This is a genomic window from Chitinophaga sp. CF418 (genome assembly GCF_900142925.1).
Lineage (GTDB): Bacteria > Bacteroidota > Bacteroidia > Chitinophagales > Chitinophagaceae > Chitinophaga.
On sequence record NZ_FRCN01000002.1, the window covers coordinates 551,826 to 577,673 of the forward strand.

Below are 25,848 nucleotides of genomic sequence, written 5' to 3' on the forward strand. Positions count from 1 at the left end.
GATAGAAACGATTTTTTATATTTGCGCTTCTTAAAAATTTGAACATGCAGTATAGAGAAATAGTTGCAGTAACCGGTTTGGGTGGTTTGTTTCAATTGATTGCCAGCAAACAGGATGGCGCTATCGTAAGATCTCTGGAAGACAAGAGCACTAAATTCGTGAGCTCCCGTGTCCATAATTTTACTCCGCTGGAAAGTATTGAGGTATTTACTACCGGAGACAATGTGAACCTGGCCGAGGTATTTAAGGCCATGCAGGACCAGGAAGCCCAGACAGCCCCGGTTGATTCCAAGGCTGATAATAATGCTATCAAGTCTTACTTTAAAAGCGTGTTCCCTACTTTTGACGAGGAAAGGGTTTACGTCAGCGATATGAAGAAGATGGTAAAATGGTATGCCATCCTCAAGAGCAATGATCTGCTGAAATTTGACGAAGTAGCTGAAGAAGGTCAGGAAGGAGCAGCTCTTGCCGCAGATGCTACCCCTGCTCCTGAAGCTGAAGTAGAAAAACCAGCTAAGAAAGCTGCTAAACCTAAAAAGGCAGCCGCTAAGGATGCTGATGATGAGGTGGCAACTGAAGAGGCGCCTGCTGAAAAAGCGCCTAAGAAAGCTAAGGCAAAGAAAGAAGAAGCACCTGCTGCTGAAGGAGAAGAAGCTCCTAAGAAAAAGGCTGCTCCTAAAAAGAAGAAAACAGAAGAATAGTCTCTATTCTTACCTTATAATGCCAGACGCTGCGTGTTCAAACATACAGCGTCTGGTTTTTTTATGCCCGTACTTTAATAATCAATCTCCCGTACTTCCTCCTGCCAAATTCCAGTCATTGCATATTTATTAAATGTGCATCTATATTATTAGTTAAATAGTTACAAAGTAAGGTTTTCATATAATCTTTGTAAGGACGCTACTATAGTGTGTTTTCGGAGATAACCCATATATAACCCATATATAAGCCATATTTAACCCATATATAATCCATATCTAAAAGGTATGGGTTATATATGGGTTATATATGGGGAAGTAATAGTTCAACTATGAATTATAGTAAGGAAACCTTCGAAGTAAAGAAGGGGTAGAACCCTTATCGACGCGGATTAGATACTCATTTTTAAAGATTACTGTCTTTGTGCGCTCATGACTTTGGCGCATAATTTCTTATTTTAGTAGAATGAAGACTTTAGACGCAAATATTGAGAAGCAGCCACGTAAGCTGTTGCCGGAGAACTTTACGGTAACAACGTGGGACGCATTGCAGCCTTATTTTGAAGAGCTGCAGCAACGGCCGTTGACCCGCGTGGCAGACCTGGAACAATGGCTGAAAGATATCAGTGAGCTGGAGGCTGTCATCAGTGAAGATGCCTGCTGGAGACAGATACGCATGACCTGCGATACGACTGATAAGTCGCTGGAAGAAGCATTTGCCTATTTCTGCATGGAGATACAGCCTAAGCTGCAGCCTTATGCAGATGCGCTGAATAAAAAATTACTGGCCAGTGAATGGGTGAAAGACCTGGACCAGGCGCTATATGCCACTTACCTGCGTAATGTGCGGAAACAGGTAAAACTATTCCGGGAAGAAAACGTGCCCATACTGGCAGAACTGAGTGTGCAGTCGCAACAATATGGCGCTATTGCAGGTAAAATGACCGTTACGGTGAACGGACAGGAATACACCCTGCAGCAGGCCGCCCGTTTCCTGGAGAGCAGTGACCGTGCGCTGAGGGAGGAAGTATTTACTAAAACTGCCAACCGCCGCCTGGAAGATAAGGATACCCTGGACCAGCTTTATACTGCGCTTGTGCAAAAAAGGGATCAGGTAGGAAAGAATGCCGGTTTTGAGAACTACCGGGATTATAAGTTTGAAGACCTGGGCCGGTTTGATTATACCAAAGAGGATTGTTTCCAGTTCCATACCGCTATCAGGGAGCATATCCTGCCCCTGGTAAAAAGCCTGCAGGAAAAACAGCGTAAGAAACTGGGCCTGGATGTGCTGAAGCCCTGGGATTCGGATGCAGAGCCGGTGGGTATTAAACCGCTCGAACCTTTCCAGACGGGAGAGGAACTGGTAAATAAGGCTATAGAATGCTTTGATGAGCTGGGGCCATTCTTTGGTAATTGTCTGAGGGTGATGCAGAAAATGGGTCGCCTTGACCTGGAAAGCCGTAAAGGGAAAGCCCCTGGTGGTTATAACTGTCCGCTGGCAGAAACCGGAGTGCCTTTCATCTTTATGAATGCTGCCGGCCAGATGAAAGACCTGACCACGATGGTACATGAGGGTGGCCATGCGGTACATTCCTTCCTGAGCCATGACCTGTCACTCAGCGCCTTTAAGGAATACCCGATGGAGATAGCAGAAGTGGCGAGTATGAGTATGGAGCTGTTCACCATGGACACCTGGAATATCTTTTTCAGTGATGCGGAAGAGCTGCGCAGGGCTAAACTGCAACAGCTGGAGCGCGCTATCGTGATCTTCCCATGGATCGCCACAATTGATAAATTCCAGCATTGGGTGTATGAAAACCCGCAACATACTGTAGAGGAACGTACCGCTAACTGGAACAGGATCCAGGATGAGTTTTCCACCGGTGTGGTTGACTGGAGTGGCTGGGAATCATACAGGTCTATCGGCTGGCAACGGCAACTGCACCTGTTTGAAGTACCTTTCTATTACATAGAGTATGGCATTGCTCAGCTAGGGGCTATCGCGATGTGGAAACAGTATAAAGAGAACAAGCAACAGGCCCTGGATAACTATGTAAATGCGCTTAGCCTGGGAAGTACCCGTACCCTGCCTGAATTGTATAAGGCTGCAGGCATCCGGTTTGACTTCTCTCCCGCGTATGTGAAAGAGCTGGCGGAGTTTGTTCAGAAAGAGATCGACAAGATCAGCTGATATCAGCATCAGGGATAGAAACTAAAAATGCAGCGAAGGCCTCGCTGCATTTTTAGTTTCTATCCCTGATCAATATTATCTGCATTGTTTACACACCCCGCTTACCACTACATCCACATTATGGATGGCGTAACCTTTCGGCAAATGGATCTCAGGTACATCTGTGTCCTCAAGACAGGTAGTAGCGCCACATTCTTCACATTTGAAATGTACATGGTGATCGTGATGGTCATGTTCCGAGCAGTCCGATTTACAGAGTGCATAGCGGATCGAGGTATCGGTGGTAGGGATGCTATGGATGATCCCTTTATCGAGAAATGTCTGTAGGGTGCGGTAAACTGTCACACGGTCAAAAGTCTGACCAGCCAGCTTTTCAAAGCTGCTATGTTCAAGCGCGCCATTGCTGTTCATGAACAGCTCCAATATCTTCACACGGGTATCTGTGATGCTGAGCTTACTGGCCCGGAGCAATTCAGTGATACTTACTTTGTTCTTGTTGTTCATGATAAAATAAGATAAGTTACTTTTCTTCCTTTAACAACCGGGATATGTCTGAGATCATTTTGTCCACGTCAGGTTTTTTGGTTCCTTCATAGAGTCCTCTTACGCGTCCTTCCCCATCTACGAGGGCAAACCATTGCGTGTGCACAAAATCTTCATCTCCCGTGTAGGTGCCGTCATCCACCATATATCCGGCTCTTGCTAATTTATATAGTTCCTTCTTGGTACCTGTCAGGAACCACCAGTTTTTAGGATCAGCACCGTGTTCTTCTGCATATTGCTTTAGCACAGGAACACTGTCTGTTTCGGGGTCCACGGTATGGGATAATATACGGAATCGGGGCTCGTCTTTATAGGTGGCGTATACTTTTGTCATGTTGGCATTCATCTTCGGACAGATGCCGGTACAGGTAGTGAAAAAGTATTCTGCTACATATATTTTTCCTTCTACGTCCTTGTTGGTAATGGTCTTCCCTTCCTGGTTCGTAAATGAAAATCCGCCAACCATATGACCATTGGTACCTAATATGGGTAATTTCTCTTCTCCGAAGAAGCTGCCTTGCTCACCCTTGATCACGTATCCTGAATAACCCAGAAAGGCGATAGCCAGGAGCGTGAAGAATACAATATAGAACACATTCTTTTTAGACATAATGCCAGTCATTTTACTTTACAAAGGTAGTACACAATTAGCTAAATATGATTATGAAACAATGTTGCATAAAAAGACTAACTTTGTTTTAACACACTCCCTGTTATTCAGGGGGACATAGACTAACAAGGTTTTACGCATACATAGATTAGGGTAAACAAAGTGCTGTGCCGTTTGGGTGCGGCACTTGTTTTTTACATTTTGAGGCCGATTTTGATACCCACATGCAGGCTCGGGAGCACACTGATCAGCCTTCCATCGTTGGAACCGACCATTCCGTTATCGTTATTGAAGTTATTATAGTCATATACTTTCATGCGGACACCCAGCCCCACATAGGGGTCCAGGATGAATTTATCTTTCCTGATCTGCCGGCCCACGAGGAGCTGCAGGGCATAGACGTCTTTATCGCCTGTATTTTGGTAAGTGCCATTATTAATGGTGACCTTATCGTTGGGATAGAACACCTTTTTATATAAGAGCACTGGCTGGAAATAGGTGCCTTGTGAGCGAAAAAGGTCGTCGTGCCGGGAAACGAGGTACCAGCGTAAACTGGCGCTGAAGCCCAGGCCTCTGCCGTCCACAAACTGCTCGGTACTGATATTGGGCTTTTTCTGACCGATATCTATCTTTTTTGCCAGGATATAATCGGGATAGTCGGTATAGATGCCACTTATTCCCAGTTCGATACTTATCTTTTCTGAGAATTCCTGTTCTATGGTGACTTCCAGTTCATTGATCAGCCGGGAGGGGTTTACCTTAATATAGGTAGACGGGCGAAAAGCAGTTTTATCCTGTGCGAAAACAGTGATGACACTAAAGCATAACAGGCCAATAACAAGCAGTGGTTTTTTCATATAGTTGTCTGCATTTGACGACAGCTGTCAGTCGGGAGTTGTAGGATTATAAGGGAAAGCCTACAGCTGAGCTGAAAGCTGTGATTAAGAGGTCAATAATCGTTCCACAATTACCGGATACCACTGGTGTTCAAGCAGGTGAATTTTGGCTGCCAGGGTCTCAGGGGTATCCTCTGGGGTGATGGTACAACGCTCCTGCAGGATGGTTGCCCCATCGTCATATTTTTCGTTGACGAAGTGGATGGTGATGCCGCTTTCTGCTTCTTTGGCCAGGATCACTGCTTCATGTACAAACTGGCCATACATACCTTTACCTCCATATTTCGGTAGCAGGGCAGGATGTATATTAATAATACGGTCCGGAAATGCCTGTACCAGGTTGGCAGGTACTTTCCAAAGGAAACCGGCCAGGACGACCAGGTCTGTATCTGCCTGTTGTAATACCTTTATATAATGGTCCGTACGGAAAAACAGCTCTTTCTCTATCAATACGGATGGGATGCCTTCTTTTTCGGCTATCTTCAGCACGCCTGCTTCCGGCTTGTTACAAAGTATCATAGATACTTTTGCAATGGTCGAGTGACGGAAATGATCAATTATTTTTTGTGCGTTACTACCTGCTCCTGAGGCGAAGATGGCTATATTTTTCAAAATATCTGTTATTAAGGACGGCGCAAAAGTAACTAATTGGTCTTATTTATAAGCGTGTTTGAACTTTCCAGGCGCCAGGTGGTTTATAAAAGAACTTGCAAGGCCTGAAGGAGTTAAAAAAGCAACAGCCGGATCAAAAATAATACCATTCAGGAGAACACACCATATTATATATATGTAAAACGATGAAACCGGAAACAGGTTGTCTTAATTCATGACATTTATCATGTTTTTTTTCATGCAGAACGCATTGACCATTACCCGCTTTACCGCGTCATATATAGGGAAAAGGAATGAGTGATGCAAGTAAGAATTTTTTATAATTGTTGATAAATTGTCAACATTGTGTCTTATTTTTGTGAGCACTTTTAAAGAAACTTAAGGTCAAATCTAAACTAAATAGGCTGTGTATCGTCGTGTTTCCATTCTTATGCGCAAGCATTTTGTGAGTGTTCTTGTCCTATGCGTTGCAATGATCGCATCCTTGTCCGCAAAGGCTGCAGATCCTGCCAAGGGTAAAACATTGTTTCAGCAGAATTGCGCCAGCTGCCATAATGTTCACAAGCAAGTTACTGGTCCCGCACTGAAGGGTGTGGAAGAGCGTTGGTCTGATAAGAAATTATTGCACCAATGGATTCATAACTCAGGTTCCGTGATCGCATCCGGAGACTCTTATGCTGTTAATCTGTTTAACCAGTTTAACAAGCAGGCAATGCCAGGTTTCCCTTCTTTCACTGATGCAGATATCGATGATATCCTGGCTTACATCGCAGAAGAAGGTAAGGTAGACCCAACTGTAAAGAATGCTGGTACCGGCGGCGCTGGAGGTACTACTACCGGTGCTGACGAAGACGGAGGCAACAACAGCCTGCTGTTCGGTATCATTACCCTGATCCTGGCGGTTGTAGCATTGATCCTGATGCAGATCAACAGTAACCTGAACAAACTGGCTGCTGACAAAGACGGAGTTGCCACACCAGAACCAGTTCCATTCTATAAGAACAAAGCATACATCGCCCTGGTGATCCTGCTGTTGTTTATCGTAGGTGGTTACTACACCATCAATGGTGCTATCGGTCTGGGACGTCAGAAAGACTACATGCCCGAACAACCAATCTTCTACTCTCACAAAGTACACGCCGGCATCAACCAGATCAACTGTCTTTATTGCCACGCCGGTGCTGAGAAGAGCAAGCACGCCATGATTCCTTCTGAGAATATCTGTATGAACTGTCACAAGACCATCAGCGAGTATGGCGGTCCTGAACTGTTCACTGCAGAAGGTAAGAAAGTAAATGGTACAGCAGAGATCCAGAAATTATACGACCACGTAGGATGGGATAAAGCTTCCCAGAAATATACCAAACCTGGTAAACCAATCGAGTGGACCAAGATCCACAACCTGCCTGACCACGTTTACTTTAACCACTCACAACACGTAGTAGCTGGTAAACAGCAATGTCAGACCTGTCACGGTGCAATCACTGAAATGGATGAAGTTCATCAGTTTGCAGAGCTGTCAATGGGTTGGTGCGTAAACTGTCACCGTACAACCAAAGTGCAGTTCGCAGATAATAAATACTACAGCATTTTTGAACAGTTCCACCAGGATGTGAAGGATGGCAAGATCGATAGCGTAACCGTTGAAATGGTAGGTGGTACTGAATGTCAGAAATGTCACTATTAATAAACTAAATGAAGCAAATCGGGTGAAGGAAGCTGGGGATTGTTAGCGAAGGTCAAATCGTTATGCCGGAATGCCATACTTCAAACGTCAGACTTCATAGGTCTTAAAAAATAATCCGTAACTCGTTAGTATAAATAACATGGAGCAAAAAAAGTATTGGAAAGGCTTGGAGGAGTTGCACAATACCAAGGAACATCAGGAGATTGTGAATAACGAATTCAGAGAGGATTTGCCTTTTGAGGAGAGTGAAAGCCTGTTGAATGCTACTACCCCCCGCAGGGACTTCCTGAAATACCTGGGGTTCACTACTGCAGCTGCTACAATTGCGGCCAGTTGCGAAACGCCTGTTAAAAAAGCAATACCTTATGTAAATAAGCCGGAAGAAATTACTCCCGGTGTACCTAACTATTACGCTTCCACTTACGCAGTAGACGGAGAGGTGCTGCCTGTTGTAGTTAAAACGCGTGAAGGCCGTCCTATCAAAGTTGATGGTAACGACCTGTCATCTGTAACTGGTAGTGCTTCTACAGCAAGAGTACAGGGTTCTGTACTGAGCCTGTACGATTCAGCACGTCTGCGTTTCCCAACTATCAACGGTGCGGAAACAACCTGGGCAGAGCTGGACAAACAGGTAGCTGCTGCACTGGCAGGCCTGGGCAGCGCTCCTATCGTGTTGCTGACTTCTACTATTGTAAGCCCTTCTACCAAGAAAATAATTGCCGGTTTCCAGGCTAAATATCCTGGCTTCCGTCATGTAACATACGATGCAGTATCCTACTCAGGTATGCTGCTCGCTAACGAAGCTTCTTACGGGAAAAGAGCACTGCCTGTTTACCACTTCGAAAATGCAAAGACTATCGTAAGTCTTGGTGCAGATTTCCTGGGTACATGGCTGAATCCTGTAGAGTATTCAAGAGGATATGGTGCTAACCGTAAGATCGATGCGAAGAAGCCGGAAATGAGCAAACATTTCCACTTCGAAAGCATGATGAGCGTTACCGGTGCTAATGCTGATGAAAGATATACTCATAAACCATCAGAGACCGGTGCAGTAGCACTGGCCCTGCTGAGCGCTGTAGGTGGTGCTGTAAGCAAACCAGCTATCGCTGACAAACGCCTGGCGGATGGTATCGAAAAAGCTGCGAAAGCGCTGAGAGACAGCCAGGGTAAAGCACTGGTTGTAAGCGGTTCCAATGATGTAAACGTACAGATCATCGTAAATGCCATCAACAACCAGATCGGTTCCAATGGCACCACTATCGACTGGGCTTCTACTGTTAGCTACCGTCAGGGTATCGACAGCGACATGGCGCAGCTGGTAAGTGAACTGAATGCTGGCAGCATCGGCGCTTTATTCGTATACGGTGTGAACCCTGCTTATGATTACTATGACGCCGCGAAATTCATTTCCGGTGTTAAGCAGGCGAAACTGACCGTTACTTTCAACGATCGTAAAGACGAAACTTCTGAACTGTTCAAATATGCGGCTCCTGCTCATCACTACCTGGAAAGCTGGGGAGATGTTGAAGGTCGTACCGGATATTTCAGTTTCATACAACCTACCATCGCACCACTGTTCAAAACACGTGCGTTCGAATCTACCCTGCTGGCATGGAGCGGAAACGCTACTTCCTGGGAAGATTTCCTGAAGAACGAATGGATCACCAAACTGGGTAGCCAGGAAGCGTGGGACAAAGTACTGCAGGATGGTATCATCGAGCCTGCACAGGCGCCTGCTTTAGGCGGTGCTGCTTTCGCAGGTGATGTAGCAGCAGCTGCTGCGAAGATCAACAGTGCCAAGAAAGGCGGTAAGCTGGAACTGGTACTGTATGAAAAAGTAGCTATTGGTAATGGTAAAGAAGCCAACAACCCATGGTTACAGGAAATGCCGGATCCAATCACCCGTGCTACATGGGATAACTACGCTGTAATTTCCAACACCCTCGCTAAAACGTTCCACACAGAGCTGGGTGATGACTACGAAATCAACAATGACAGGACTGTACTGAAGATCAAAGCAAATGGTAAGGAAATCTCCCTGCCACTGCTGATCCTGCCTGGTATCCATCCTGAAGTAGTTGCGATCGCAGTAGGTTACGGACGTAATAACAATGCTGGTAAAGCTGCTTCAGGCGTAGGTAAGAATGCCTATCCGCTGGTAAGCTACAACGGTCAGACTTTTGATTATTTCGCTCCTGAGGTTTCTGTAGAAAAAACTTCAGAAATAGCTCAGATAGGTGTTACTCAAACACACAACAGTTACGAAGGTCGTCCTATCGTAAAGGAAACCACCCTGGAAGAGTTCATCAAGAACCCTAAAGAGGTGAACGAAGACCGCGAGGAATTATTCTCCAAATTCGGTGGTAATGAAGAGAAATTCCGTGCAGGCGGTACGCTGTATCCTGATGTACACCAGTATCAGGGTATTAAGTGGGGTATGTCTATTGACCTGAACACCTGTTTCGGTTGTGGTGCATGTACTATCGCTTGTCAGGCAGAAAACAACGTATCAGTAGTTGGTAAAGAGCAGGTGCTCAAGGCGCATGAAATGCACTGGCTGCGTATTGACCGTTACTTCAGTGGTGACGAGAACAATCCGGAAGTAGTGTTCCAGCCTATGCTGTGTCAACACTGTGATAACGCTCCTTGTGAGAACGTTTGTCCGGTAGCCGCTACCAACCATAGCTCTGAAGGTATCAACCAGATGGCTTATAACCGTTGTATCGGTACCCGTTATTGCGCAAACAACTGTCCATATAAAGTTCGTCGCTTCAACTGGAGAGACTGGAACGGTGCGGACAGCTTCGAAAATAACCTGTATGATGTAGCAGGTATGAACGACAGCCTGACACGTATGGTGCTGAACCCTGATGTAGTGGTTCGTAGCCGTGGTGTAATGGAGAAATGTTCTTTCTGCGTACAGCGCTTACAGGATGCTAAACTGACAGCGAAGAAAGCTGGCCGTCCGATGAAAGATGGTGAAGCGAAGACTGCTTGTCAGGTAGCATGTTCTGCTGATGCTATCGTATTCGGTAACATCAATGATAAAGAAAGCCGCATTGCGAAACTTCGTGGTGAAGAGCAGAAAGACAGGCTGTACTATGTGCTGGAAGAAACCCACACATTGCCTTCCGTGAACTATCTGGCTAAGATCAGAAACAAAGCTGCTGAGCCTAAGGCAAAAGCACATCACGGTGAAGAAGCTCATCATGAAGCAGCAGCGAAACATGAAGCGTAAGCAAGGTTGAGCTGATAAGAAAGAAAGATTAACAGAGAGATAAAGTTTTAAGTTTAGAACAATTAAAGCTCCTTATTCTGCATCCAGGTGCAGGTTAGGGGTAAAAGCTTAAAGAATTATGCATTTAAAGTACGAATCCACACTAAGAGAACCATTAGTTGATGGGGTGAAAGATTACCACCAGGTAACAGAAGATATCATCAGCCCGATTGAAGCCAAGCCTGGTAAATTGTGGTACGTGGGCTTTTTCATTTCCCTGCTGCTGCTGGGATTCGGTGTCTTCTCAGTAAGCTGGGAAGTATACTACGGTACAGGTGTGTGGAACCTGAATAAGACCATCGGTTGGGGTTGGGATATCACCAACTTCGTATGGTGGGTGGGTATCGGTCACGCCGGTACACTGATCTCCGCCATCCTCCTGTTGTTTCGCCAGGGATGGCGTACAGGGGTGAACCGTGCTGCAGAAGCGATGACGATCTTCGCGGTAATGTGTGCCGGTCAGTTCCCAATCTTCCACATGGGTCGTGTATGGATGGCTTTCTTCGTATTGCCTTATCCTAACACCCGTGGTCCGCTGTGGGTGAACTTCAACTCCCCGCTGTTGTGGGACGTGTTTGCGATCTCTACTTACTTTACCGTATCTCTCCTGTTCTGGTATTCCGGTCTGATCCCTGACTTCGCAACTGTGCGTGACAGGGCTAAAACCAAACTGCGTAAGTTATTATATGGTATCGCTTCTTTCGGCTGGACTGGTTCTACCAAACACTGGCAACGTCACGAAGCACTGTCGCTGGTACTGGCAGGTTTATCAACCCCACTGGTACTCTCCGTACACACCATCGTATCTTTTGACTTCGCTACTTCCGTAATTCCTGGTTGGCATACTACCATCTTCCCTCCTTACTTCGTGGCGGGTGCGATCTTCTCCGGATTCGCAATGGTACAGACCCTGCTGATCATCGTACGTAAAGTATTAAATCTCGAAGAATACATTACCCTCGGTCACATGGAAGCCATGAACAAGGTAATTGTACTGACAGGTTCCGTTGTAGGTTGTGCTTACCTGACTGAGTTGTTCATGGCATGGTATGCAGCCGTTCCTTACGAATTTGCTACCTTCTATAAATACCGTGCTGCTGGTCCGCTGGGTTGGTCTTACTGGATCATGATGACCTGTAACGTAATCACTCCGCAGGTATTCTGGTTCAGCAAAATGAGAAGGAACGTAGCCGTAACATTCGTAATGTCCATCATTGTGAACATTGGTATGTGGTTCGAGCGTTTCGTGATCATCTGTACATCCCTGTATCGTGATTACCTGCCATCCAGCTGGAGCTACTATCGTCCATCCTGGCCTGAAGTAGGTTTCTACATGGGTACTTTCGGATTGTTCTTTACCTGCTTCTTCCTGTTTGCTAAATACTTCCCGGTTATCGCTGTAGCTGAGATCAAGAGTGTATTGAAGACATCCGGTGAAAGCTTCAAGAAAGATATGGAGAAATATGAGGAACAGCCTGCAGAGCAATTTGTAGCTGGTTTACACCACCACGAAGATCATCATCATGATGCACACGGTGCTGTAGCGCACGCTCATAACTAATCTTATCACCGGGTTGCACCGGGCATGTAAAGAGATCTGGATTTCGTTTTTTAGACTAAGAATTTTTTAAACATATGGCGGTTAAAAATTTTGTTGTAGCAAGTTTTAGTGATGAGGCGGTATTGTTTCCGGCAGTGAAAAAAGTAAGAACTGCAGGTTACAAGATTCACGATGTGTACACACCATTTCCTGTGCATGGTCTTGACCAGGCATTGGGTCTGCGGGAAACCAGCCTGCACACTGCCGGCTTCATATACGGTATCACCGGTACTACTACGGCATTATCCTGCATGAGTTGGGTATTTAACTCTGACTGGCCTATGAATATAGGTGGTAAACCACACTTTCCGCTGCCAGCGTTCATTCCTATCACTTTCGAGTTGACAGTATTGTTCTCTGCAGTAGGTATGGTGCTCACATTCTGCTACCTGTGTCAGCTGGCTCCTTTTGTAAAGAAGCATATCTTCCATCCCCGTCAGACAGACGATCTGTTTGTAATGGCGATCGAAGTAACTGCCAAGACCAATACTGAAGAGCTGAAAAGCTTCCTCGCAAGTGTCGGCGGACAGCAGATCAATGAGCAGCGTGCGGAAGCAGGTTGGTGGTATGGTCGTTTCGACCAGGAAGACCGCCTGTTTGAAACCAAACGGGTAGAAGCTGTTAATGCATAAACTCAGAAATTAAAACTTTCCGGAGAAGCATTTTCCCCGGGAGGAGCACACAGAACATAAGCTTGAATTATAATATACAGATGAAAAGGACTTCCAACATATTGATCGCGGCTGCTTTGGTAAGTGGAGCTTTGTTATCGGCATGCGGAAAGAACAACAGAAAACCCGGCTCACATTATATGCCGGATATGTTTGAATCCCGTGCTTACGAGTTCTATAGTGAGCGTCTTTCTACAATGAAGCCAGTGGAAGGAACAGTAAAAAGAGGAGAGCTGCTGCCTTACCATCTGAAAGCGGCAGATACCGCACTGGCTAATGCAGTAAAAAATCCACTGATTCTCACAAAAGCGGATCTGGAGGAAGGAAAACGTTTATTCAATATTTACTGTGCTATCTGCCATGGTTCAAAGCTGGACGGTAATGGTCCGCTGTACAATGGTGGTAATGGTCCTTACGTAGCTGCTCCGGCTAACCTGGGTAGCGGCCCTAAGGCCAGCTATACAGAAGGACGTCTGTTCCACGTAATGACCTATGGTTTCAATGCTATGGGTAGTTATGCCAGCCAGCTGGATAGAGAACAGCGCTGGAAAATAGCTGCGTATATCCGTAGTTTCCGGAACAATGGAGCAGAAGCTGCAGCGGTTCTGGCTCATGACTCAACCCAGGCAGTTCCTGCTGCGCCAGCAGTAACAGCAGCGCCAGCACCAGCGGCTCAGGATTCGTCAGCGACTAAATAAGATAAACTAGCATTCAATCAAGTATTTTAATATACAGTAATGAAGGACCAATTTGTAGTACCGGCAAGATTAAAAACGACCAGCTTCGTGTTAATGGGGATTGGCTTGCTGACTTTATTGATCGGAATTTTTGCATTTCATGGTGAGCATGGCTCTACACGTTTCTGGGCTGGCCTCCTCCAGAACAGTTCATTCTTTTTGCTGGTTACCTTAGCCAGTGCCTTCTTTATTGGCGCAACTACCCTGGCGCATGGTGGATGGCAGATCGGTTTCCGCCGCGTTCCGGAAGCTATATCCATGGCAGTGCCTGTATTGGGTGGTATCCTGTTCATTGTGCTTATGCTGATCGTTTTCGGTGGAAAAGAGCATATCTACCACTGGGTAAATGCGGAGCATGTTAAACATGACGAAATATTAAGCTGGAAATCAGCTTTCTTAAATAAGGGAATGTTCACAGGTTTCTCTGTTGTAACTATCGGTGCCTGGATATTCTTTGTAATGAAACTGCGTAAGATGTCTATCGAGGAAGATGGATGGGATTTATCTGCAGAATCAGGCCGTCGCATCGTCTGGAGAAATACAGTATGGTGTGGTGGTTTTATCGTGATCTATGCGCTGAGTGTTGGTTCTACCACTCCATGGCTGTGGCTGATGAGCATCGATGCTCACTGGTACTCTACCATGTATAGCTGGTATACCTTCGTTAGTACCTGGGTATCTGGTATCGCATTGATCATTTTATTCCTGGTTTACCTGAAACGTAATGGTTACCTGCCAATGGTAAATGAAGAGCACCTGCATGACCTCGGTAAATTTGCTTTCGGTTTCAGTATCTTCTGGACATACCTCTGGTTCTCCCAGTACATGTTGATCTGGTATGCAAACATGCCTGAAGAGACTACCTACTTCCAGCCACGTGTATGGGGTGAATGGAGACCTATCTTCTTCCTGAACCTGCTGATCAACTTTATCACACCGTTATTGTATCTGATGAAACGCGATACCAAACGTAACTATTCTTCCATGGTGTTCATCTCCATTGTGATCATCTGCGGTCACTGGCTGGACTTCTGGCAGATGGTAGGCCCTGGTACTTACGGACACCTGGTGTTCCCGTGGTATGAAGCTGGTCTGGCTGTTGGTTTCGTTGGTCTGATCATATTCCTGGTATCTAACCAGCTGACAAAGGCTCCACTGGTACCAAAGAATCATCCGTATCTCAAAGAAAGTATTATACACCATACCTGATCATCGGACATGTAAAGGAGATTCCGGTGTAAAATACCGGAAGTGATAGGTAATAACGAAAAGCATTAGATAACTTAATTATTTCAAATAGCAATGTCAGGATATTTAGCAGTCTTAGTTGTTGTGCTCATATTCGTAGTCATCTTCCAGATTGCGAAGGCCAGCGAGTATGTGTCCATATTGAAGGGAGAAAAGAAAACGCGTCAGCAAGCCAACCGTGTAAATGGTACCCTGTTGATTGTCTTCCTGGTACTGGGCCTGATAGGTGTGTATTACTGTAACGATGCCCTGAAAGGTAGGATTGTTATGGAAGCTGCCTCTGAACAGGGTAAGGGGATCGATGAAATGATCAAGACCACTTTGATCATCACAGGTATCGTATTTGTAATCACCCAGATCTTACTGTTCTGGTTCGCTTACAAATATCAGGAGAAAGAAGGCCGTCAGGCGTTTTACTTCCCTCATAACAATAAACTGGAGTTGATATGGACGGTTATTCCGGCCATTGCGCTCACTATCCTGGTAGCTTTCGGTTTAAGACACTGGTTCCGAATCACTTCCGATGCACCAAAAGAAGCAATGGTAGTTGAAATTACCGGTAAGCAGTTCAACTGGCTGATCCGTTACCCTGGTAAAGATGGTCAGCTGGGTCGTAAAGATTTTAAAAAGATCAATGACGCTAACAATCCTGTAGGTCAGGATTGGGATGATCAACTGAATAAGGATGACTACATGGCTACAGAAATGCACCTGGTAGTTAATAAACCTGTGAAGCTGATCATTGGTTCCCGCGATGTGATACACGACGTAGGTTTGTCTCACTTCCGTATGAAGATGGATGCGGTTCCGGGTATTCCTACTACATTATGGTTTACTCCGACGAAGACAACCAAGCAGATGAAGGAATTAACAGGCAATGCTGATTTTGTTTATGAAATCTCCTGTGATCAGATGTGTGGCGCCGGTCACTATTCCATGAAAGCAAATATCGTGGTAGAAACACAGGCTGAGTATGATGCATGGGCTGCAAAACAGGTAGCTCAGTATGCAGTGGCTAATCCTGCTCCGGCAGCTCCTGCTGCTCCGGCAACAACACCGGCTCCGGCAGTGGATTCTGCACATCAGGAAAAAGTAGTGGCGGTAAATGAAGCTAAACACTAAATTTGTTTAGCCGAAGAGATTAATAATAATAGACGCAGGTATTTTTAAAATTATAAGATAAACTGGTAGCGGTACTCCCCGATGACAGTTTTATATAAATAGAACCGATTATGAGTAACGAAGCAACATTGCACAGTCAGGAGGTAATTCATGGCGTACATGCGCACGATCATGGGCACGATGAGCATGACCACCATCATGAAGGCAACTTCTTTTCGAAGTACGTTTTCAGCCTGGACCACAAAACTATTGCCAAGCAGTTTCTGATCACCGGTATCATCTGGGCTATCATAGGTGCTTTCTTCTCTGTACTGTTCCGTTTGCAACTGGGTTTCCCGGATGCTACTTTCCCTTGGCTGGAAAGCATCCTGGGTCACTGGGCTAAAGGTGGACGTATTACTCCTGAAGCTTACTATGCATTGGTAACCATGCATGGTACCATATTGGTATTTTTTGTATTAACAGCCGGTTTGAGCGGTACTTTCTCCAACCTGCTGATTCCATTGCAGGTAGGTGCCCGCGATATGGCTTCTCCCCTGATGAACTGTATGAGCTACTGGGCTTTCTTCCTCGCCAGCGTGGTGATGATGACATCCCTGTTCGTTCAGACAGGTCCTGCTTCCGGTGGTTGGACCGCGTATCCTCCGCTGAGTGCACTGGGCGACGCTTCAATCGGTTCTAAAATAGGTATGGACTTATGGTTGATCAGTATGGCACTGTTCGTTGTTTCGCAGCTGCTGGGTGGTCTGAACTATATCTCCACTATCCTGAATATGCGTACTAAAGGTATGACCATGACGAAGATGCCACTGACTATCTGGAGCTTCTTCTTCACTGCCGTACTGGGTGTACTTTCCTTCCCTGTATTATTATCTGGTTTTATCCTGCTGCTGTTTGACCGTCACGCAGGTACCAGCTTCTACCTGAGCGATCTGTTTGTTGCGGGTAAAGCACTGGATCACGAAGGTGGTAGTGCCATCCTGTATCAGCACTTGTTCTGGTTCCTCGGTCACCCTGAGGTATATATCATTATCCTGCCTGCGATGGGTATGGTATCTGAGATCCTGGCGGTTAACTCCCGCAAACCGATCTTCGGTTACCTCGCGATGGTGGGTTCTATGTTCGCGATCGTTATCCTGGCGTTCCTGGTATGGGCGCACCACATGTTCGTAACGGGTCTGAATCCGTTCCTGGGTGCATTCTTCGTACTGTTGACATTGCTGATCGCGGTACCGTCTGCTATCAAGGTGTTCAACTGGATCACCACCATCTGGAAAGGTAACCTGCGCTTTACGCCTGGTATGCTGTTCGCTATCGGTTTCGTGAGCACATTCATCTCCGGCGGTCTGACAGGTATCTGGCTGGGTAACTCCTCTATTGATATTCACCTGCACGATACATACTTCGTAATTGCGCACTTCCACATCGTAATGGGTGTGTCTGCGTTCTTCGGTACGTTTGCCGGTGTATACCACTGGTATCCGAAACTGTTTGGTCGTTATCTGAACAGTACTATCGCTTATATCCACTTCTGGATCACCCTGATCGGCGCTTACCTGATCTTCTGGCCTATGCACTATGAAGGTATGGCGGGTATGCCAAGAAGGTACTACGACTACTCCAGCTGGGAATCTTTCAAACAGTTTAATGACCTGAACCACTTCATCAGCGTAGTTGTGATCATAGTATTTGCAGCGCAGCTTATGTTCGTGTTCAACTTCTTCTATAGCATTTTCAAAGGTAGAAAAGTTACTACTACGAACCCATGGAACGCTACCACACTGGAATGGACTACGCCAATCAATCCTGGTCACGGTAACTGGATCGGCGAAATTCCTGAAGTGTACCGCTGGCCATATGACTACAGCAAAAACGGTAAGGATTTCATACCGCAGACTGTACCATTGTCACCAGAAGAAGAGAAAGAAAGTCATTAATAAGTTGAATTTTTGGGCAAACTATGGGTTAACTCCCGTAGGAATGGGCTGAAGAAATGATAAGAGAAAACTCGATTAAATTGTCGACATCGTACGCAGTAGCCAGTAAGGTGAAGGATTACTCTCAGTTGATGAAGTTTAACCTCACCATCATGGTTGTGTTTTCAAGTGTTGTGGGGTATCTGCTGGTGCCGGGAGTCGGGTTCAATCTGATTAAAGTTCTTACTTTATTTGCCGGTGGCTTACTGGTGTCTGGCGCTGCCAACACTATTAACCAGTTACTGGAAAAAGAAACGGATAAACTAATGGCGCGTACAGCCGTACGTCCTTTACCTGCCGGCCGGATGTCTGATACAGAAGCTATCATATTGGCTATTGTAACGGGTGTATCCGGACTGGTAATCCTGGCGCTGGGTTTCAACCTGCTATGTGCAGGACTGAGCCTGCTCTCCCTGGTGTTGTACGGATTCGTATACACACCCTGGAAAAAATGGAACTCACTGGCTGTGCTGGTGGGGGCTGTGCCGGGTGCATTGCCTTTGCTCATCGGATGGGCCGGAGGCGCCAATGCAATAGGTGAAGGCGGATGGGCATTATTTGCTATCCAGTTCCTTTGGCAGTTCCCCCACTTCTGGGCTATCGCCTGGATCGGTTATAAGGACTACACAAAAGCTGGTTTCAAACTGTTACCTGCCGGCGGAGAACCCAACAAGCTGATCGCATTACAGGCAGTGCTTTATACACTGTTATTAATACCAGCAGGTTTATTACCTTATTACCTGCGTATCAGTGGCCCGGTTTCTGCGATCGTGGTATTGCTGGTAACATTGTTCTTCCTGTACCGTGCATTTAACCTGTACAGGAAATGTGATGTACCCGCAGCCAGAAAGCTGATGTTTGGTTCATATATTTATCTGATGGTCATGGAGTTTGCACTACTCTTTGATAAGATCGGATAGTCAATTTTTGAAACAAGGAGTGATGGACGCAATGAGCTTACAACGAAAGAAAATACATCCGCATAAATATTCCCTCTGGATAGCAATGGGTAGTATCACCATGATGTTCATCGGGTTTACAAGCGCGTATGTAGTAAAGCGTGCGCAGGCAAACTGGTTCACCTTCCAGTTACCGTTTATCTTCTGGATCTCTACTGCAGTTATCATGACCAGCAGTGCAACCATACAGATGGCGGTAAAACAGTTCCGTAACAGGAACATGCAGCGGTACAAACAGCTGATTACGCTGACCGCCGTGCTGGGAGTTGCTTTTGCGGCGTGTCAGTGGATAGGTTTCAAACAGATGACAGATATGGGGCTTCCGTTAAACGGGCCGGCATCTGTATCTTTCATTTATGTAATAGTGGGTGTACACCTGTTACACGTACTGGGTGGTGTTGTAGCACTGCTGATCATGTTTGGCAGGGCCTTCCGTACCAGGGTACGTACTTACAGTGCAGTTCCCATAGAAGTAGCAGCCACATATTGGCATTTTGTGGATGGGTTATGGATTTACCTGTTGATATTTCTGAGTATTGCCAGATAAACTTTCTAAAAATTAATTACAAAACAAACAATGGATACAGCAGTTACAGCGAAGAAAAAATGGTGGTCCGGGGGACATTCTCCTTTTAATGTGAGCTACGGAAAGTTGATGATGTGGTACTTCCTGATGTCAGATGCCTTTACTTTTGGAGCATTGCTGATATCATATGGTACGATCCGCTTCATGAGCACTTCCTGGCCTGATCCCAATGAGGTGTTCCACGCATTCCCTGGTATGGGGCACACAAATCTGCCACTGGTATTTGTGAGCTTGATGACCTTCATCCTGATCATGAGTTCTGTAACAATGGTATTGGCTGTACACGCTGGTCACATGAGAGACCGTAAGGCCGTTGCGAAATGGATGTCATGGACTATCCTGGGTGGTATCGCCTTCCTGTCCTGTCAGGCATGGGAATGGACGCACTTGCATCATGCAGGTGCATGGTGGGGACATAATCCTTTCCTGAACGCTGACGGAACTGTCGCTTCTACGAACTTCACTAACTTCTTCTTTACCATTACAGGTTTCCACGGTTTGCACGTAACTTCCGGTGTGGTGTTGAACATTGTCATCCTGGCTAATGTGCTGAAAGGTACTTACGAAGAAAGAGGCCACTATGAAATGGTTGAAAAGGTAGGTTTATACTGGCACTTTGTAGATCTGGTATGGGTATTCGTATTCACCTGTTTCTACCTGCTTTAATAGGAGGCTGGTAAGTATTTGTAATCTGGAATTTTAAAAAGAAAAAACTAATGGAACATACACATACAGGAGTAGCGCACGAGGAGCATGTACATGATTCTTCTACCAAATCGATCTGGAAAACGTTCTGGATATTATTGGTGATCACCATTTTTGAAGTAGGTCTGGCATTCCTTTATCTGGAATACGGTTTTATGGCAAGATGGGCGCTTAACGGTATCTTTGTGACACTGACACTCGTAAAGGCTTTCTTTATCGTTGCAGAGTTCATGCACTTACGTCATGAGATCAGGAACCTGGTAATGACCGTTCTGATGCCTTTGTTATTGTTCGTATGGTTCATCATCGCCTTCCTGGCGGATGGTGACTCCTGGAAAAATATGCGTAAGAACCTGGCTCCGGGTACTCCTGCACCTCCAGCTACGCATATCACCAACGAGCCGGCACATCACTAAAACAGCTTTATATATTACGCTTTACAGGTGCTGCTCTATTCATATGGCAGTATTTGTAAAGCGTAAATTTTATCGGACCATTAAAACTTCAGGCCATTACCAAGAGAGGACTTATAGGATTGATGCTGGCAATATTGGTGCCATTGGCGGGATACCTGATAGTAGATCATTACAGTAAGGATGTTGTACCTATCCCCCGTTACTACATACCTGAAAAGGTAGATACGATAGTAAAGAACGGCACTGCCACATATGATACCACTTTTCATGTGGTAAAAGATTTCACCTTCACCAACCAGATGGGCCAGAAAGTAAGCCTGAAAGACTTACCCAACAAGGTCATACTGGTGAACTTTTTCTTCACTTCCTGCCCCAGCATCTGCCCAAAGATGATGGCGAACCTTGAAAAGGTGCAACAGGCTTATATCAAGAACGACACTTTATTACAGATGATATCACTGACAGTAGATCCTGAAAGGGATTCTTCTGAACAGCTGCGTATGTATGGAATAAAACACGGCATCAACCCCGATAACTGGTGGCTGGTGACCGGAGGGAAGAAGGATATTTATGACTGGGCGAGGAACGAGGTGTTTGTGAGTGTGACGCAGGGAGACGGTGGTCCGGATGATTTCATTCACACCGAGAAGCTGGTATTGCTGGATAAAGATCGCCACATCCGCGGATATTACGATGGATTGGATTCCAACGCCGTACGCAAGTGCGCGAATGATATAGCAATACTACACCTGGAGAAAGACAAGCATAGACCGGGATTACTCAAACGGCTTTTTTCAACAACAGAATAGTCTAAGGGGGGACCACAACGCCCTCAATCATAGCTATGGATATCAAGAGTAAAAATCTTAACCTGCCGATTGCTATTGTATCAGTAGCAATACCTGTGGTGGTGGCCATCTTGTTCTACCTGCCCCGCCCGAATATTGAGCTCGGCTTCAATGTACAGCTACTGCCGCTGTTCCATGCGATATTGAATTCGGCTACAGCAGTATTGCTGCTGGCCAGCCTGTATTTTATCCGCGGCGGACATGTCAAAGCGCATAAAACAACAAACCTGATAGCAGTAGCATTGTCTGCACTGTTCCTGGTTTCTTATGTTACATATCACTTTTTTACTGAGAGTACCAAATATGGCGACACTAACCACGACCATGTGGTAGATGCCGCAGAGAAGGCGCTGGTAGGTGGTAGTGCTTATGTCTATTATTTCATTCTGCTGACACATATCCTGCTGGCCATCGTAATTGTACCGTTGGTGCTGTTTACGCTGTTGCGCGGGTTCCAGGAAGATTTTGTAAAACACAAGAAGATAGCGCGTATTACCTGGCCAATCTGGTTCTATGTAGCAGTAACCGGTGTGATCGTGTATGTGATGATATCTCCCTACTATTGAGTAACAGCTGGAATGACAGGAATGCTTAAATTTACTGTATGAAAAAGATCGTTCAGTTATTAGTGATTATATTATGCTTCGGTGTACAGGCGATGGCGCAGTGCTCGCTTTGTACTAAAACAGCTCAGCAGCTGGGAGAAGGTCCTGCAAAGGGGCTGAATAATGGCATCCTGATGCTGGCAGCTACTCCGCTGCTGATCATTGGTATAATGGTGTTCAGACACTGGAGGAGCAACCGCGAGGCATAAGGCACAATCACAGTACAGATAAAGATATTAAAACAAGAAGGAGGTCCGGTTTTACACCAGACCTCCTTTGATGTTCTTATTTGGATACGGTTTACGACTATTTGAAATATTGTTTCTCCCTACTGGCTCTTTTCCTTATATCTGTTGCCTGCGGCCGGCAAAACAATCGGAAATTTATTACCGGCAACCTTCCATTTCATAAATATGATAGCCCTGTTGCAGGATATTTTGTTCCCACATGGGTATCACTTCCTGGACATGGCAAAACCGGCAGTCTCTGGAAGAAACAGATTGTTTTTCAATAGATTTTGATTTGAGATATGCATTTCCAAAGGTGAGCACATTCTCATAATTGGTATCGGCAGATACGATGATGTCGAAGTGCATATAACCGCCCTCGCGACGTTTAACGTAGGTGTCAAAGATAGCAACGTCCATAAATTAGTACATTCAGTTTTAGGTCATAGAATATAGTGAATCAATAATGGATCAGGTAGGATACAAAAGTAGGAATGGTAGAAAACTGGGGAAATATTTAACATCTTATTTACCAGTGCTAAAACGGATAAGCGAACGTGATTGGAATAATACTAATCTTTTTTATACCACTTATTAATAAATTAAACATTTAACTAAAATATTGATTCTCTACTTACATACATTAACTTCCAGTTAACATAGCTATGCGATAATTATACGGTAGTTATTTCTCAGGCGGGAATATGTAAATTGAGCGTTTAAACTGACCAGCTATGAAAAGCATTTTCCAGTTATTTATCAAAGGAGGTATTCCTGTCACGGCTCCTGTAAATACGGAAATATCTGTTCCTGTGAATCACATTACGGGAAGGACTGTTCCCGTATTACTTTGTATGTCGGTGACAGTGGCTGCTGCCGCTGCTATGATAACAGAAGGGCTGATCATGGCAATGCAGGCCTTAAGTACATACAGCGGACTGCCTGGTATGTCCAGGGATCTGGATGAACACGACCTGTTGGTACTGTTGATACCTGTAATTGTTACCCTTGCTATAGCTGTTCTTTTCCGTTATGCAGGTGAAAAGGTACAACAGCTGCTAAGGCCAGTACAGAGCATTCTTTCCATTAATGCAGGCATTCCCCTAGGGTTGGAGGGTCCTATGGCTGATCTGCCTTTGGTAGTAGCCGGCCAGGTAAAAAAAGGAGGCGCCCGGGAGAAACAGATCCTGGCGGCGGCTGCTATGACGGGAGGCATTACATTTCTTTTTGGCAGTCCTTTGGCGGCTATCGCTCTCATTATAGAATTACTCATGGTAGAGCTGACCTGGATAGGTATTACAGCGGTGATATTGGCTGGAGGGACCGGGATGCTGTTACATTACTGGCTGACAGGCAGTGATCCGGTATTTATGATGCCGGAAGTAACAATGGCGGGTGTGCCGGCACTGTTGGGATATACCGTTACCGGGTTATTGGTGGGGCTGGTAGCCGTGCTGGCAAAGAAGATGCTAAACGGTATAGGTAACCTCTTCCGGATGTTGCCATTTGATAAATTGTGGTGGCCTGTGATCGGAGCTATTATCACCGGCATCGTGGGGTATTTCTCTCCGGAGATCCTGGGAGCAGGTTATGAACATATAGACAGCCTGTTGCTGGGGCAGGTTACCCTGCAGTTCCTCATCGTAATGGCGGTTGGGAAATTATTGCTGATGAGCATTACAGTGGGCAGTGGTATTCCGGGAGGAACTATAGCACCGTTGCTGGTATCGGGAGGAGCGCTGGGTTTGTTTGTTACCTTTCTGCTGCAATTCATGTTCCCGGGAGTACAGCTGAATTTTGCCCTGGCCGCTTTGGTGGGAATGACGGCGATGTTTGCGGGAGGGAACAGGGTGTTACCTGCCGCTATCTTTTTCGCTATAGAAACTACCCATGTCACAAATGCACTGTTGCCGGTTATCTGTGGATGTACCGCTGCTTACCTGGTGGTTTTCCTGCTGGCAAAAAAGAAGGTAGCACAGCCGGCTGTGCTACCTGAAAAGATCTCCTGACCAGGGCAGGATTTACTCAGCAACTACTTTTAATCCTACGATGGAGGCTATCAGCATAAAAAGGAAAAACAGCCGCCAGAAAGCCGCCGGTTCTTTGAACAGTAACATCCCCGCAATAGCGGTACCGGCAGCGCCAATGCCGGTCCAGACAGCGTAGGAAGTGCCGATGGGAAGTCCACTGGTAATTGCCTTGTTCAGGAACAGAAAGCTGAGCGAGATACAGGCAAAGAAACTGATACTCGGCCAGAGCCGTGTAAAGTTCTCGGAATATTTCAATGAGATGGTAAAGCCGATTTCAAATAATCCACCGATAATCAGGAATATCCAGGCCATGATGAATGAGTTTTAAAAGAGATTTAAAATTGCAGATATCCCATTGAAAGATTGTTTTCCTGAGATGGATTTATGCCGGTCTTTATGTCACGGTTCAAACTCCAAAGCGTATTCCCCGTAAATAGTAATTCCGTCCATAATGCTTCAGCAGAAACCGTGCAAATGGGATATGCGTTTACGTATTATTTTATCAATGATGGTGTTGTAAGATATTGCCTGTCATTCCAGCGAATGGTAGCTGGTGCAGTACGTTACAGCATGACGGCGTCCGTTATCCGGGACTCGTCATTGCCGGCCGCGTAATGAAATACGGCATAAGCGATGGAGATACGATATGTAGGGAACCTTAACACGTGTGCAAAGATACATAATCTGCGGGCTAGTAACTATTCACAAACCGGTAGAGGTTGAATGCACCGGCAGTCATTTGCTGAAGTATCTGTTGCTGCAGTGCACGGCGGTTAACATCTTTCATACGCCGGTGTTGTAATAACTGATAGGCCTTTTCAGCCAGCAATAAGGCATGATGCTGATGGTTGCCCTGCACCTGTTGCTGATGACTGGTAATTGCCTTTACCAGTGCAGCCAATCCTTCTTCTTTTGTAGCGATGGTTTTCAGTACAGGGATCTCCCAGTTTGCCTTATGCCGGCTATGTGCCAGCAATCTGAGATTCTTCACAAATTCATCTGCATTAGCCCGGTCTGCTTTATTGACCACGAAGATGTCGGCAATTTCCATAAGTCCGGCCTTCATGGTTTGTATCTCATCTCCTGCTTCAGGTACTACAACTACAACTGTTGTGTCGGCAATACCGGCAATTTCCACTTCACTCTGTCCCACACCTACTGTCTCGATAAACAGATAATCGAAACCGGCTGCCTTTATCAGGTCACTTACTTCTATGATCTTGGGGCTAAGACCTCCCAATGCTCCCCTGCTGGCCATAGAGCGGATAAATACCTGCTGGTTGTTAAAGTGTTGCCCCATGCGGATACGATCGCCCAGTAAGGCGCCATAGTTGAATGGCGAAGAGGGATCAATGGCAATGATCGCAATCCGTTTGTCCTGACCCAGGAGGAACGTAATCAGGGCATTCACGAGTGTGCTTTTCCCCGCTCCCGGAGGGCCGGTAATACCTATTACCCTGGTATTACTGTTTGCCGGAAGTGCTTCAAGTAATTGCTGGTAGCCGGTAGCCTCGTTTTCAACAAGTGAAATACTTCTTGCAAGGGCCTTGACTTCCTGGTTCAGTAATGAAGATAAGAGGGGCTGATGCATGCATCTAAATTAC

26 protein-coding genes are annotated in these 25,848 nt (G+C 45.8%); 19 read left to right on the forward strand and 7 right to left on the reverse strand.

Annotated features, from left to right (window positions below):
• Positions 1 to 44: 44 nt before the first annotated feature.
• A complete protein-coding gene (locus tag F3I09_RS06810) occupies positions 45 to 701 on the forward strand; it encodes a DUF5606 domain-containing protein (RefSeq protein WP_149694288.1) in 657 nt (218 codons plus the stop codon).
• A gap of 463 nt (positions 702 to 1,164) precedes the next feature.
• On the forward strand, positions 1,165 to 2,889 hold the full coding sequence (locus F3I09_RS06815; protein WP_149694289.1) for a M3 family oligoendopeptidase: 1,725 nt from the start codon (positions 1,165 to 1,167) through the stop codon (positions 2,887 to 2,889).
• Positions 2,890 to 2,964: 75 nt separating this feature from the next.
• On the opposite strand, the gene F3I09_RS06820 is transcribed toward F3I09_RS06815, so the two are convergent.
• From F3I09_RS06820 to purN, 4 genes are all read right to left on the reverse strand, one after another.
• Positions 2,965 to 3,393: a Fur family transcriptional regulator gene (locus tag F3I09_RS06820; protein WP_149694290.1), complete on the reverse strand. Its 429-nt coding sequence runs from the start codon at positions 3,391 to 3,393 to the stop codon at positions 2,965 to 2,967.
• 16 nt (positions 3,394 to 3,409) lie between these two features.
• Positions 3,410 to 4,042 carry an SCO family protein gene (locus tag F3I09_RS06825; RefSeq protein ID WP_149694291.1) on the reverse strand — a complete coding sequence of 211 codons (633 nt, stop codon included), beginning with the start codon at positions 4,040 to 4,042 and terminating at the stop codon, positions 3,410 to 3,412.
• Positions 4,043 to 4,236: 194 nt separating this feature from the next.
• Positions 4,237 to 4,899, reverse strand: coding sequence for a hypothetical protein (locus F3I09_RS06830; RefSeq protein ID WP_149694292.1), 663 nt, complete (start codon positions 4,897 to 4,899; stop codon positions 4,237 to 4,239).
• A gap of 84 nt (positions 4,900 to 4,983) precedes the next feature.
• Entirely contained in the window at positions 4,984 to 5,550 is a 567-nt protein-coding gene (purN, locus tag F3I09_RS06835) for a phosphoribosylglycinamide formyltransferase (protein ID WP_149694293.1), read from the reverse strand.
• 472 nt (positions 5,551 to 6,022) lie between these two features.
• Here purN and F3I09_RS06840 point away from each other — a divergent pair, with 472 nt between their 5' ends.
• From F3I09_RS06840 to F3I09_RS06910, 15 genes are all read left to right on the forward strand, one after another.
• Positions 6,023 to 7,237, forward strand: a complete 1,215-nt coding sequence (locus F3I09_RS06840; protein WP_149694294.1) for a c-type cytochrome — start codon at positions 6,023 to 6,025, stop codon at positions 7,235 to 7,237.
• 139 nt (positions 7,238 to 7,376) lie between these two features.
• Positions 7,377 to 10,475 (forward strand): TAT-variant-translocated molybdopterin oxidoreductase, encoded by a 3,099-nt coding sequence (locus F3I09_RS06845; protein WP_149694295.1) that lies wholly within the window; start codon positions 7,377 to 7,379, stop codon positions 10,473 to 10,475.
• Positions 10,476 to 10,593: 118 nt separating this feature from the next.
• Positions 10,594 to 12,075 carry an NrfD/PsrC family molybdoenzyme membrane anchor subunit gene (gene nrfD, locus F3I09_RS06850; RefSeq protein ID WP_149694296.1) on the forward strand — a complete coding sequence of 494 codons (1,482 nt, stop codon included), beginning with the start codon at positions 10,594 to 10,596 and terminating at the stop codon, positions 12,073 to 12,075.
• A gap of 74 nt (positions 12,076 to 12,149) precedes the next feature.
• Positions 12,150 to 12,746, forward strand: coding sequence for a DUF3341 domain-containing protein (locus tag F3I09_RS06855; RefSeq protein ID WP_149694297.1), 597 nt, complete (start codon positions 12,150 to 12,152; stop codon positions 12,744 to 12,746).
• An 80-nt stretch (positions 12,747 to 12,826) separates the two neighbouring features.
• Entirely contained in the window at positions 12,827 to 13,483 is a 657-nt protein-coding gene (locus F3I09_RS06860; RefSeq protein ID WP_149694298.1) for a cytochrome c, read from the forward strand.
• A gap of 39 nt (positions 13,484 to 13,522) precedes the next feature.
• Positions 13,523 to 14,731 carry a quinol:cytochrome C oxidoreductase gene (locus F3I09_RS06865; protein WP_149694299.1) on the forward strand — a complete coding sequence of 403 codons (1,209 nt, stop codon included), beginning with the start codon at positions 13,523 to 13,525 and terminating at the stop codon, positions 14,729 to 14,731.
• Between the two features lie 93 nt (positions 14,732 to 14,824).
• A complete protein-coding gene (locus tag F3I09_RS06870; protein ID WP_149694300.1) occupies positions 14,825 to 15,892 on the forward strand; it encodes a cytochrome c oxidase subunit II in 1,068 nt (355 codons plus the stop codon).
• 110 nt (positions 15,893 to 16,002) lie between these two features.
• Positions 16,003 to 17,829 (forward strand): cbb3-type cytochrome c oxidase subunit I, encoded by a 1,827-nt coding sequence (locus tag F3I09_RS06875; RefSeq protein WP_149694301.1) that lies wholly within the window; start codon positions 16,003 to 16,005, stop codon positions 17,827 to 17,829.
• A gap of 80 nt (positions 17,830 to 17,909) precedes the next feature.
• Positions 17,910 to 18,788 (forward strand): heme o synthase, encoded by an 879-nt coding sequence (gene cyoE / locus F3I09_RS06880; protein ID WP_223233154.1) that lies wholly within the window; start codon positions 17,910 to 17,912, stop codon positions 18,786 to 18,788.
• Positions 18,789 to 18,810: 22 nt separating this feature from the next.
• Positions 18,811 to 19,374 (forward strand): cytochrome c oxidase subunit 3, encoded by a 564-nt coding sequence (locus tag F3I09_RS06885; protein WP_149694303.1) that lies wholly within the window; start codon positions 18,811 to 18,813, stop codon positions 19,372 to 19,374.
• Between the two features lie 30 nt (positions 19,375 to 19,404).
• Positions 19,405 to 20,079, forward strand: a complete 675-nt coding sequence (locus tag F3I09_RS06890; protein ID WP_149694304.1) for a cytochrome c oxidase subunit 3 — start codon at positions 19,405 to 19,407, stop codon at positions 20,077 to 20,079.
• A gap of 50 nt (positions 20,080 to 20,129) precedes the next feature.
• Positions 20,130 to 20,534, forward strand: coding sequence for a cytochrome C oxidase subunit IV family protein (locus F3I09_RS06895; RefSeq protein WP_149694305.1), 405 nt, complete (start codon positions 20,130 to 20,132; stop codon positions 20,532 to 20,534).
• 122 nt (positions 20,535 to 20,656) lie between these two features.
• Positions 20,657 to 21,343: an SCO family protein gene (locus F3I09_RS06900; RefSeq protein ID WP_149694306.1), complete on the forward strand. Its 687-nt coding sequence runs from the start codon at positions 20,657 to 20,659 to the stop codon at positions 21,341 to 21,343.
• 35 nt (positions 21,344 to 21,378) lie between these two features.
• The gene (locus F3I09_RS06905; RefSeq protein ID WP_149694307.1) at positions 21,379 to 21,948 is read left to right on the forward strand and encodes a DUF420 domain-containing protein; all 570 of its coding nucleotides are present in this window, start codon (positions 21,379 to 21,381) and stop codon (positions 21,946 to 21,948) included.
• A gap of 38 nt (positions 21,949 to 21,986) precedes the next feature.
• The gene (locus F3I09_RS06910) at positions 21,987 to 22,196 is read left to right on the forward strand and encodes a hypothetical protein (RefSeq protein ID WP_149694308.1); all 210 of its coding nucleotides are present in this window, start codon (positions 21,987 to 21,989) and stop codon (positions 22,194 to 22,196) included.
• Positions 22,197 to 22,373: 177 nt separating this feature from the next.
• Here the strand turns inward: F3I09_RS06910 and F3I09_RS06915 are convergent, their stop codons facing one another.
• On the reverse strand, positions 22,374 to 22,634 hold the full coding sequence (locus F3I09_RS06915; protein ID WP_149694309.1) for a DUF2024 family protein: 261 nt from the start codon (positions 22,632 to 22,634) through the stop codon (positions 22,374 to 22,376).
• Positions 22,635 to 22,948: 314 nt separating this feature from the next.
• On the opposite strand from F3I09_RS06915, the gene F3I09_RS06920 reads away from it, so the two are divergent.
• Positions 22,949 to 24,223 carry a chloride channel protein gene (locus F3I09_RS06920; RefSeq protein WP_149694310.1) on the forward strand — a complete coding sequence of 425 codons (1,275 nt, stop codon included), beginning with the start codon at positions 22,949 to 22,951 and terminating at the stop codon, positions 24,221 to 24,223.
• Positions 24,224 to 24,235: 12 nt separating this feature from the next.
• Here the strand turns inward: F3I09_RS06920 and F3I09_RS06925 are convergent, their stop codons facing one another.
• Complete coding sequence (locus F3I09_RS06925; RefSeq protein WP_149694311.1) at positions 24,236 to 24,556, reverse strand: multidrug efflux SMR transporter; 321 nt, start codon at positions 24,554 to 24,556, stop codon at positions 24,236 to 24,238.
• A gap of 84 nt (positions 24,557 to 24,640) precedes the next feature.
• On the opposite strand from F3I09_RS06925, the gene F3I09_RS06930 reads away from it, so the two are divergent.
• Complete coding sequence (locus F3I09_RS06930) at positions 24,641 to 24,859, forward strand: hypothetical protein (RefSeq protein WP_149694312.1); 219 nt, start codon at positions 24,641 to 24,643, stop codon at positions 24,857 to 24,859.
• Between the two features lie 76 nt (positions 24,860 to 24,935).
• Here the strand turns inward: F3I09_RS06930 and meaB are convergent, their stop codons facing one another.
• Positions 24,936 to 25,835 (reverse strand): methylmalonyl Co-A mutase-associated GTPase MeaB, encoded by a 900-nt coding sequence (meaB, locus tag F3I09_RS06935; RefSeq protein ID WP_149694313.1) that lies wholly within the window; start codon positions 25,833 to 25,835, stop codon positions 24,936 to 24,938.
• Positions 25,836 to 25,848: the final 13 nt, after the last annotated feature.

Excerpts from the sequence above, each read along its gene's own strand:
- F3I09_RS06895 (WP_149694305.1), top strand. The coding sequence starts at position 20,130 with ATGGAACATACACATACAGGAGTAGCGCACGAGGAGCATGTACATGAT.
- F3I09_RS06875 (WP_149694301.1), top strand. The coding sequence starts at position 16,003 with ATGAGTAACGAAGCAACATTGCACAGTCAGGAGGTAATTCATGGCGTA.
- meaB (WP_149694313.1), bottom strand. The coding sequence starts at position 25,835 with ATGCATCAGCCCCTCTTATCTTCATTACTGAACCAGGAAGTCAAGGCC.
- F3I09_RS06860 (WP_149694298.1), top strand. The coding sequence starts at position 12,827 with ATGAAAAGGACTTCCAACATATTGATCGCGGCTGCTTTGGTAAGTGGA.
- nrfD (WP_149694296.1), top strand. The coding sequence starts at position 10,594 with ATGCATTTAAAGTACGAATCCACACTAAGAGAACCATTAGTTGATGGG.
- F3I09_RS06855 (WP_149694297.1), top strand. The coding sequence starts at position 12,150 with ATGGCGGTTAAAAATTTTGTTGTAGCAAGTTTTAGTGATGAGGCGGTA.
- F3I09_RS06825 (WP_149694291.1), bottom strand. The coding sequence starts at position 4,042 with ATGTCTAAAAAGAATGTGTTCTATATTGTATTCTTCACGCTCCTGGCT.
- F3I09_RS06930 (WP_149694312.1), top strand. The coding sequence starts at position 24,641 with ATGTCACGGTTCAAACTCCAAAGCGTATTCCCCGTAAATAGTAATTCC.
- F3I09_RS06870 (WP_149694300.1), top strand. The coding sequence starts at position 14,825 with ATGTCAGGATATTTAGCAGTCTTAGTTGTTGTGCTCATATTCGTAGTC.
- F3I09_RS06915 (WP_149694309.1), bottom strand. The coding sequence starts at position 22,634 with ATGGACGTTGCTATCTTTGACACCTACGTTAAACGTCGCGAGGGCGGT.
- F3I09_RS06920 (WP_149694310.1), top strand. The coding sequence starts at position 22,949 with ATGAAAAGCATTTTCCAGTTATTTATCAAAGGAGGTATTCCTGTCACG.
- F3I09_RS06910 (WP_149694308.1), top strand. The coding sequence starts at position 21,987 with ATGAAAAAGATCGTTCAGTTATTAGTGATTATATTATGCTTCGGTGTA.
- F3I09_RS06925 (WP_149694311.1), bottom strand. The coding sequence starts at position 24,556 with ATGGCCTGGATATTCCTGATTATCGGTGGATTATTTGAAATCGGCTTT.
- F3I09_RS06820 (WP_149694290.1), bottom strand. The coding sequence starts at position 3,393 with ATGAACAACAAGAACAAAGTAAGTATCACTGAATTGCTCCGGGCCAGT.
- F3I09_RS06845 (WP_149694295.1), top strand. The coding sequence starts at position 7,377 with ATGGAGCAAAAAAAGTATTGGAAAGGCTTGGAGGAGTTGCACAATACC.
- F3I09_RS06815 (WP_149694289.1), top strand. The coding sequence starts at position 1,165 with ATGAAGACTTTAGACGCAAATATTGAGAAGCAGCCACGTAAGCTGTTG.
- F3I09_RS06810 (WP_149694288.1), top strand. The coding sequence starts at position 45 with ATGCAGTATAGAGAAATAGTTGCAGTAACCGGTTTGGGTGGTTTGTTT.
- F3I09_RS06905 (WP_149694307.1), top strand. The coding sequence starts at position 21,379 with ATGGATATCAAGAGTAAAAATCTTAACCTGCCGATTGCTATTGTATCA.
- F3I09_RS06840 (WP_149694294.1), top strand. The coding sequence starts at position 6,023 with ATGATCGCATCCTTGTCCGCAAAGGCTGCAGATCCTGCCAAGGGTAAA.
- F3I09_RS06830 (WP_149694292.1), bottom strand. The coding sequence starts at position 4,899 with ATGAAAAAACCACTGCTTGTTATTGGCCTGTTATGCTTTAGTGTCATC.
- F3I09_RS06885 (WP_149694303.1), top strand. The coding sequence starts at position 18,811 with ATGGACGCAATGAGCTTACAACGAAAGAAAATACATCCGCATAAATAT.
- F3I09_RS06900 (WP_149694306.1), top strand. The coding sequence starts at position 20,657 with ATGCTGGCAATATTGGTGCCATTGGCGGGATACCTGATAGTAGATCAT.
- F3I09_RS06865 (WP_149694299.1), top strand. The coding sequence starts at position 13,523 with ATGAAGGACCAATTTGTAGTACCGGCAAGATTAAAAACGACCAGCTTC.
- F3I09_RS06890 (WP_149694304.1), top strand. The coding sequence starts at position 19,405 with ATGGATACAGCAGTTACAGCGAAGAAAAAATGGTGGTCCGGGGGACAT.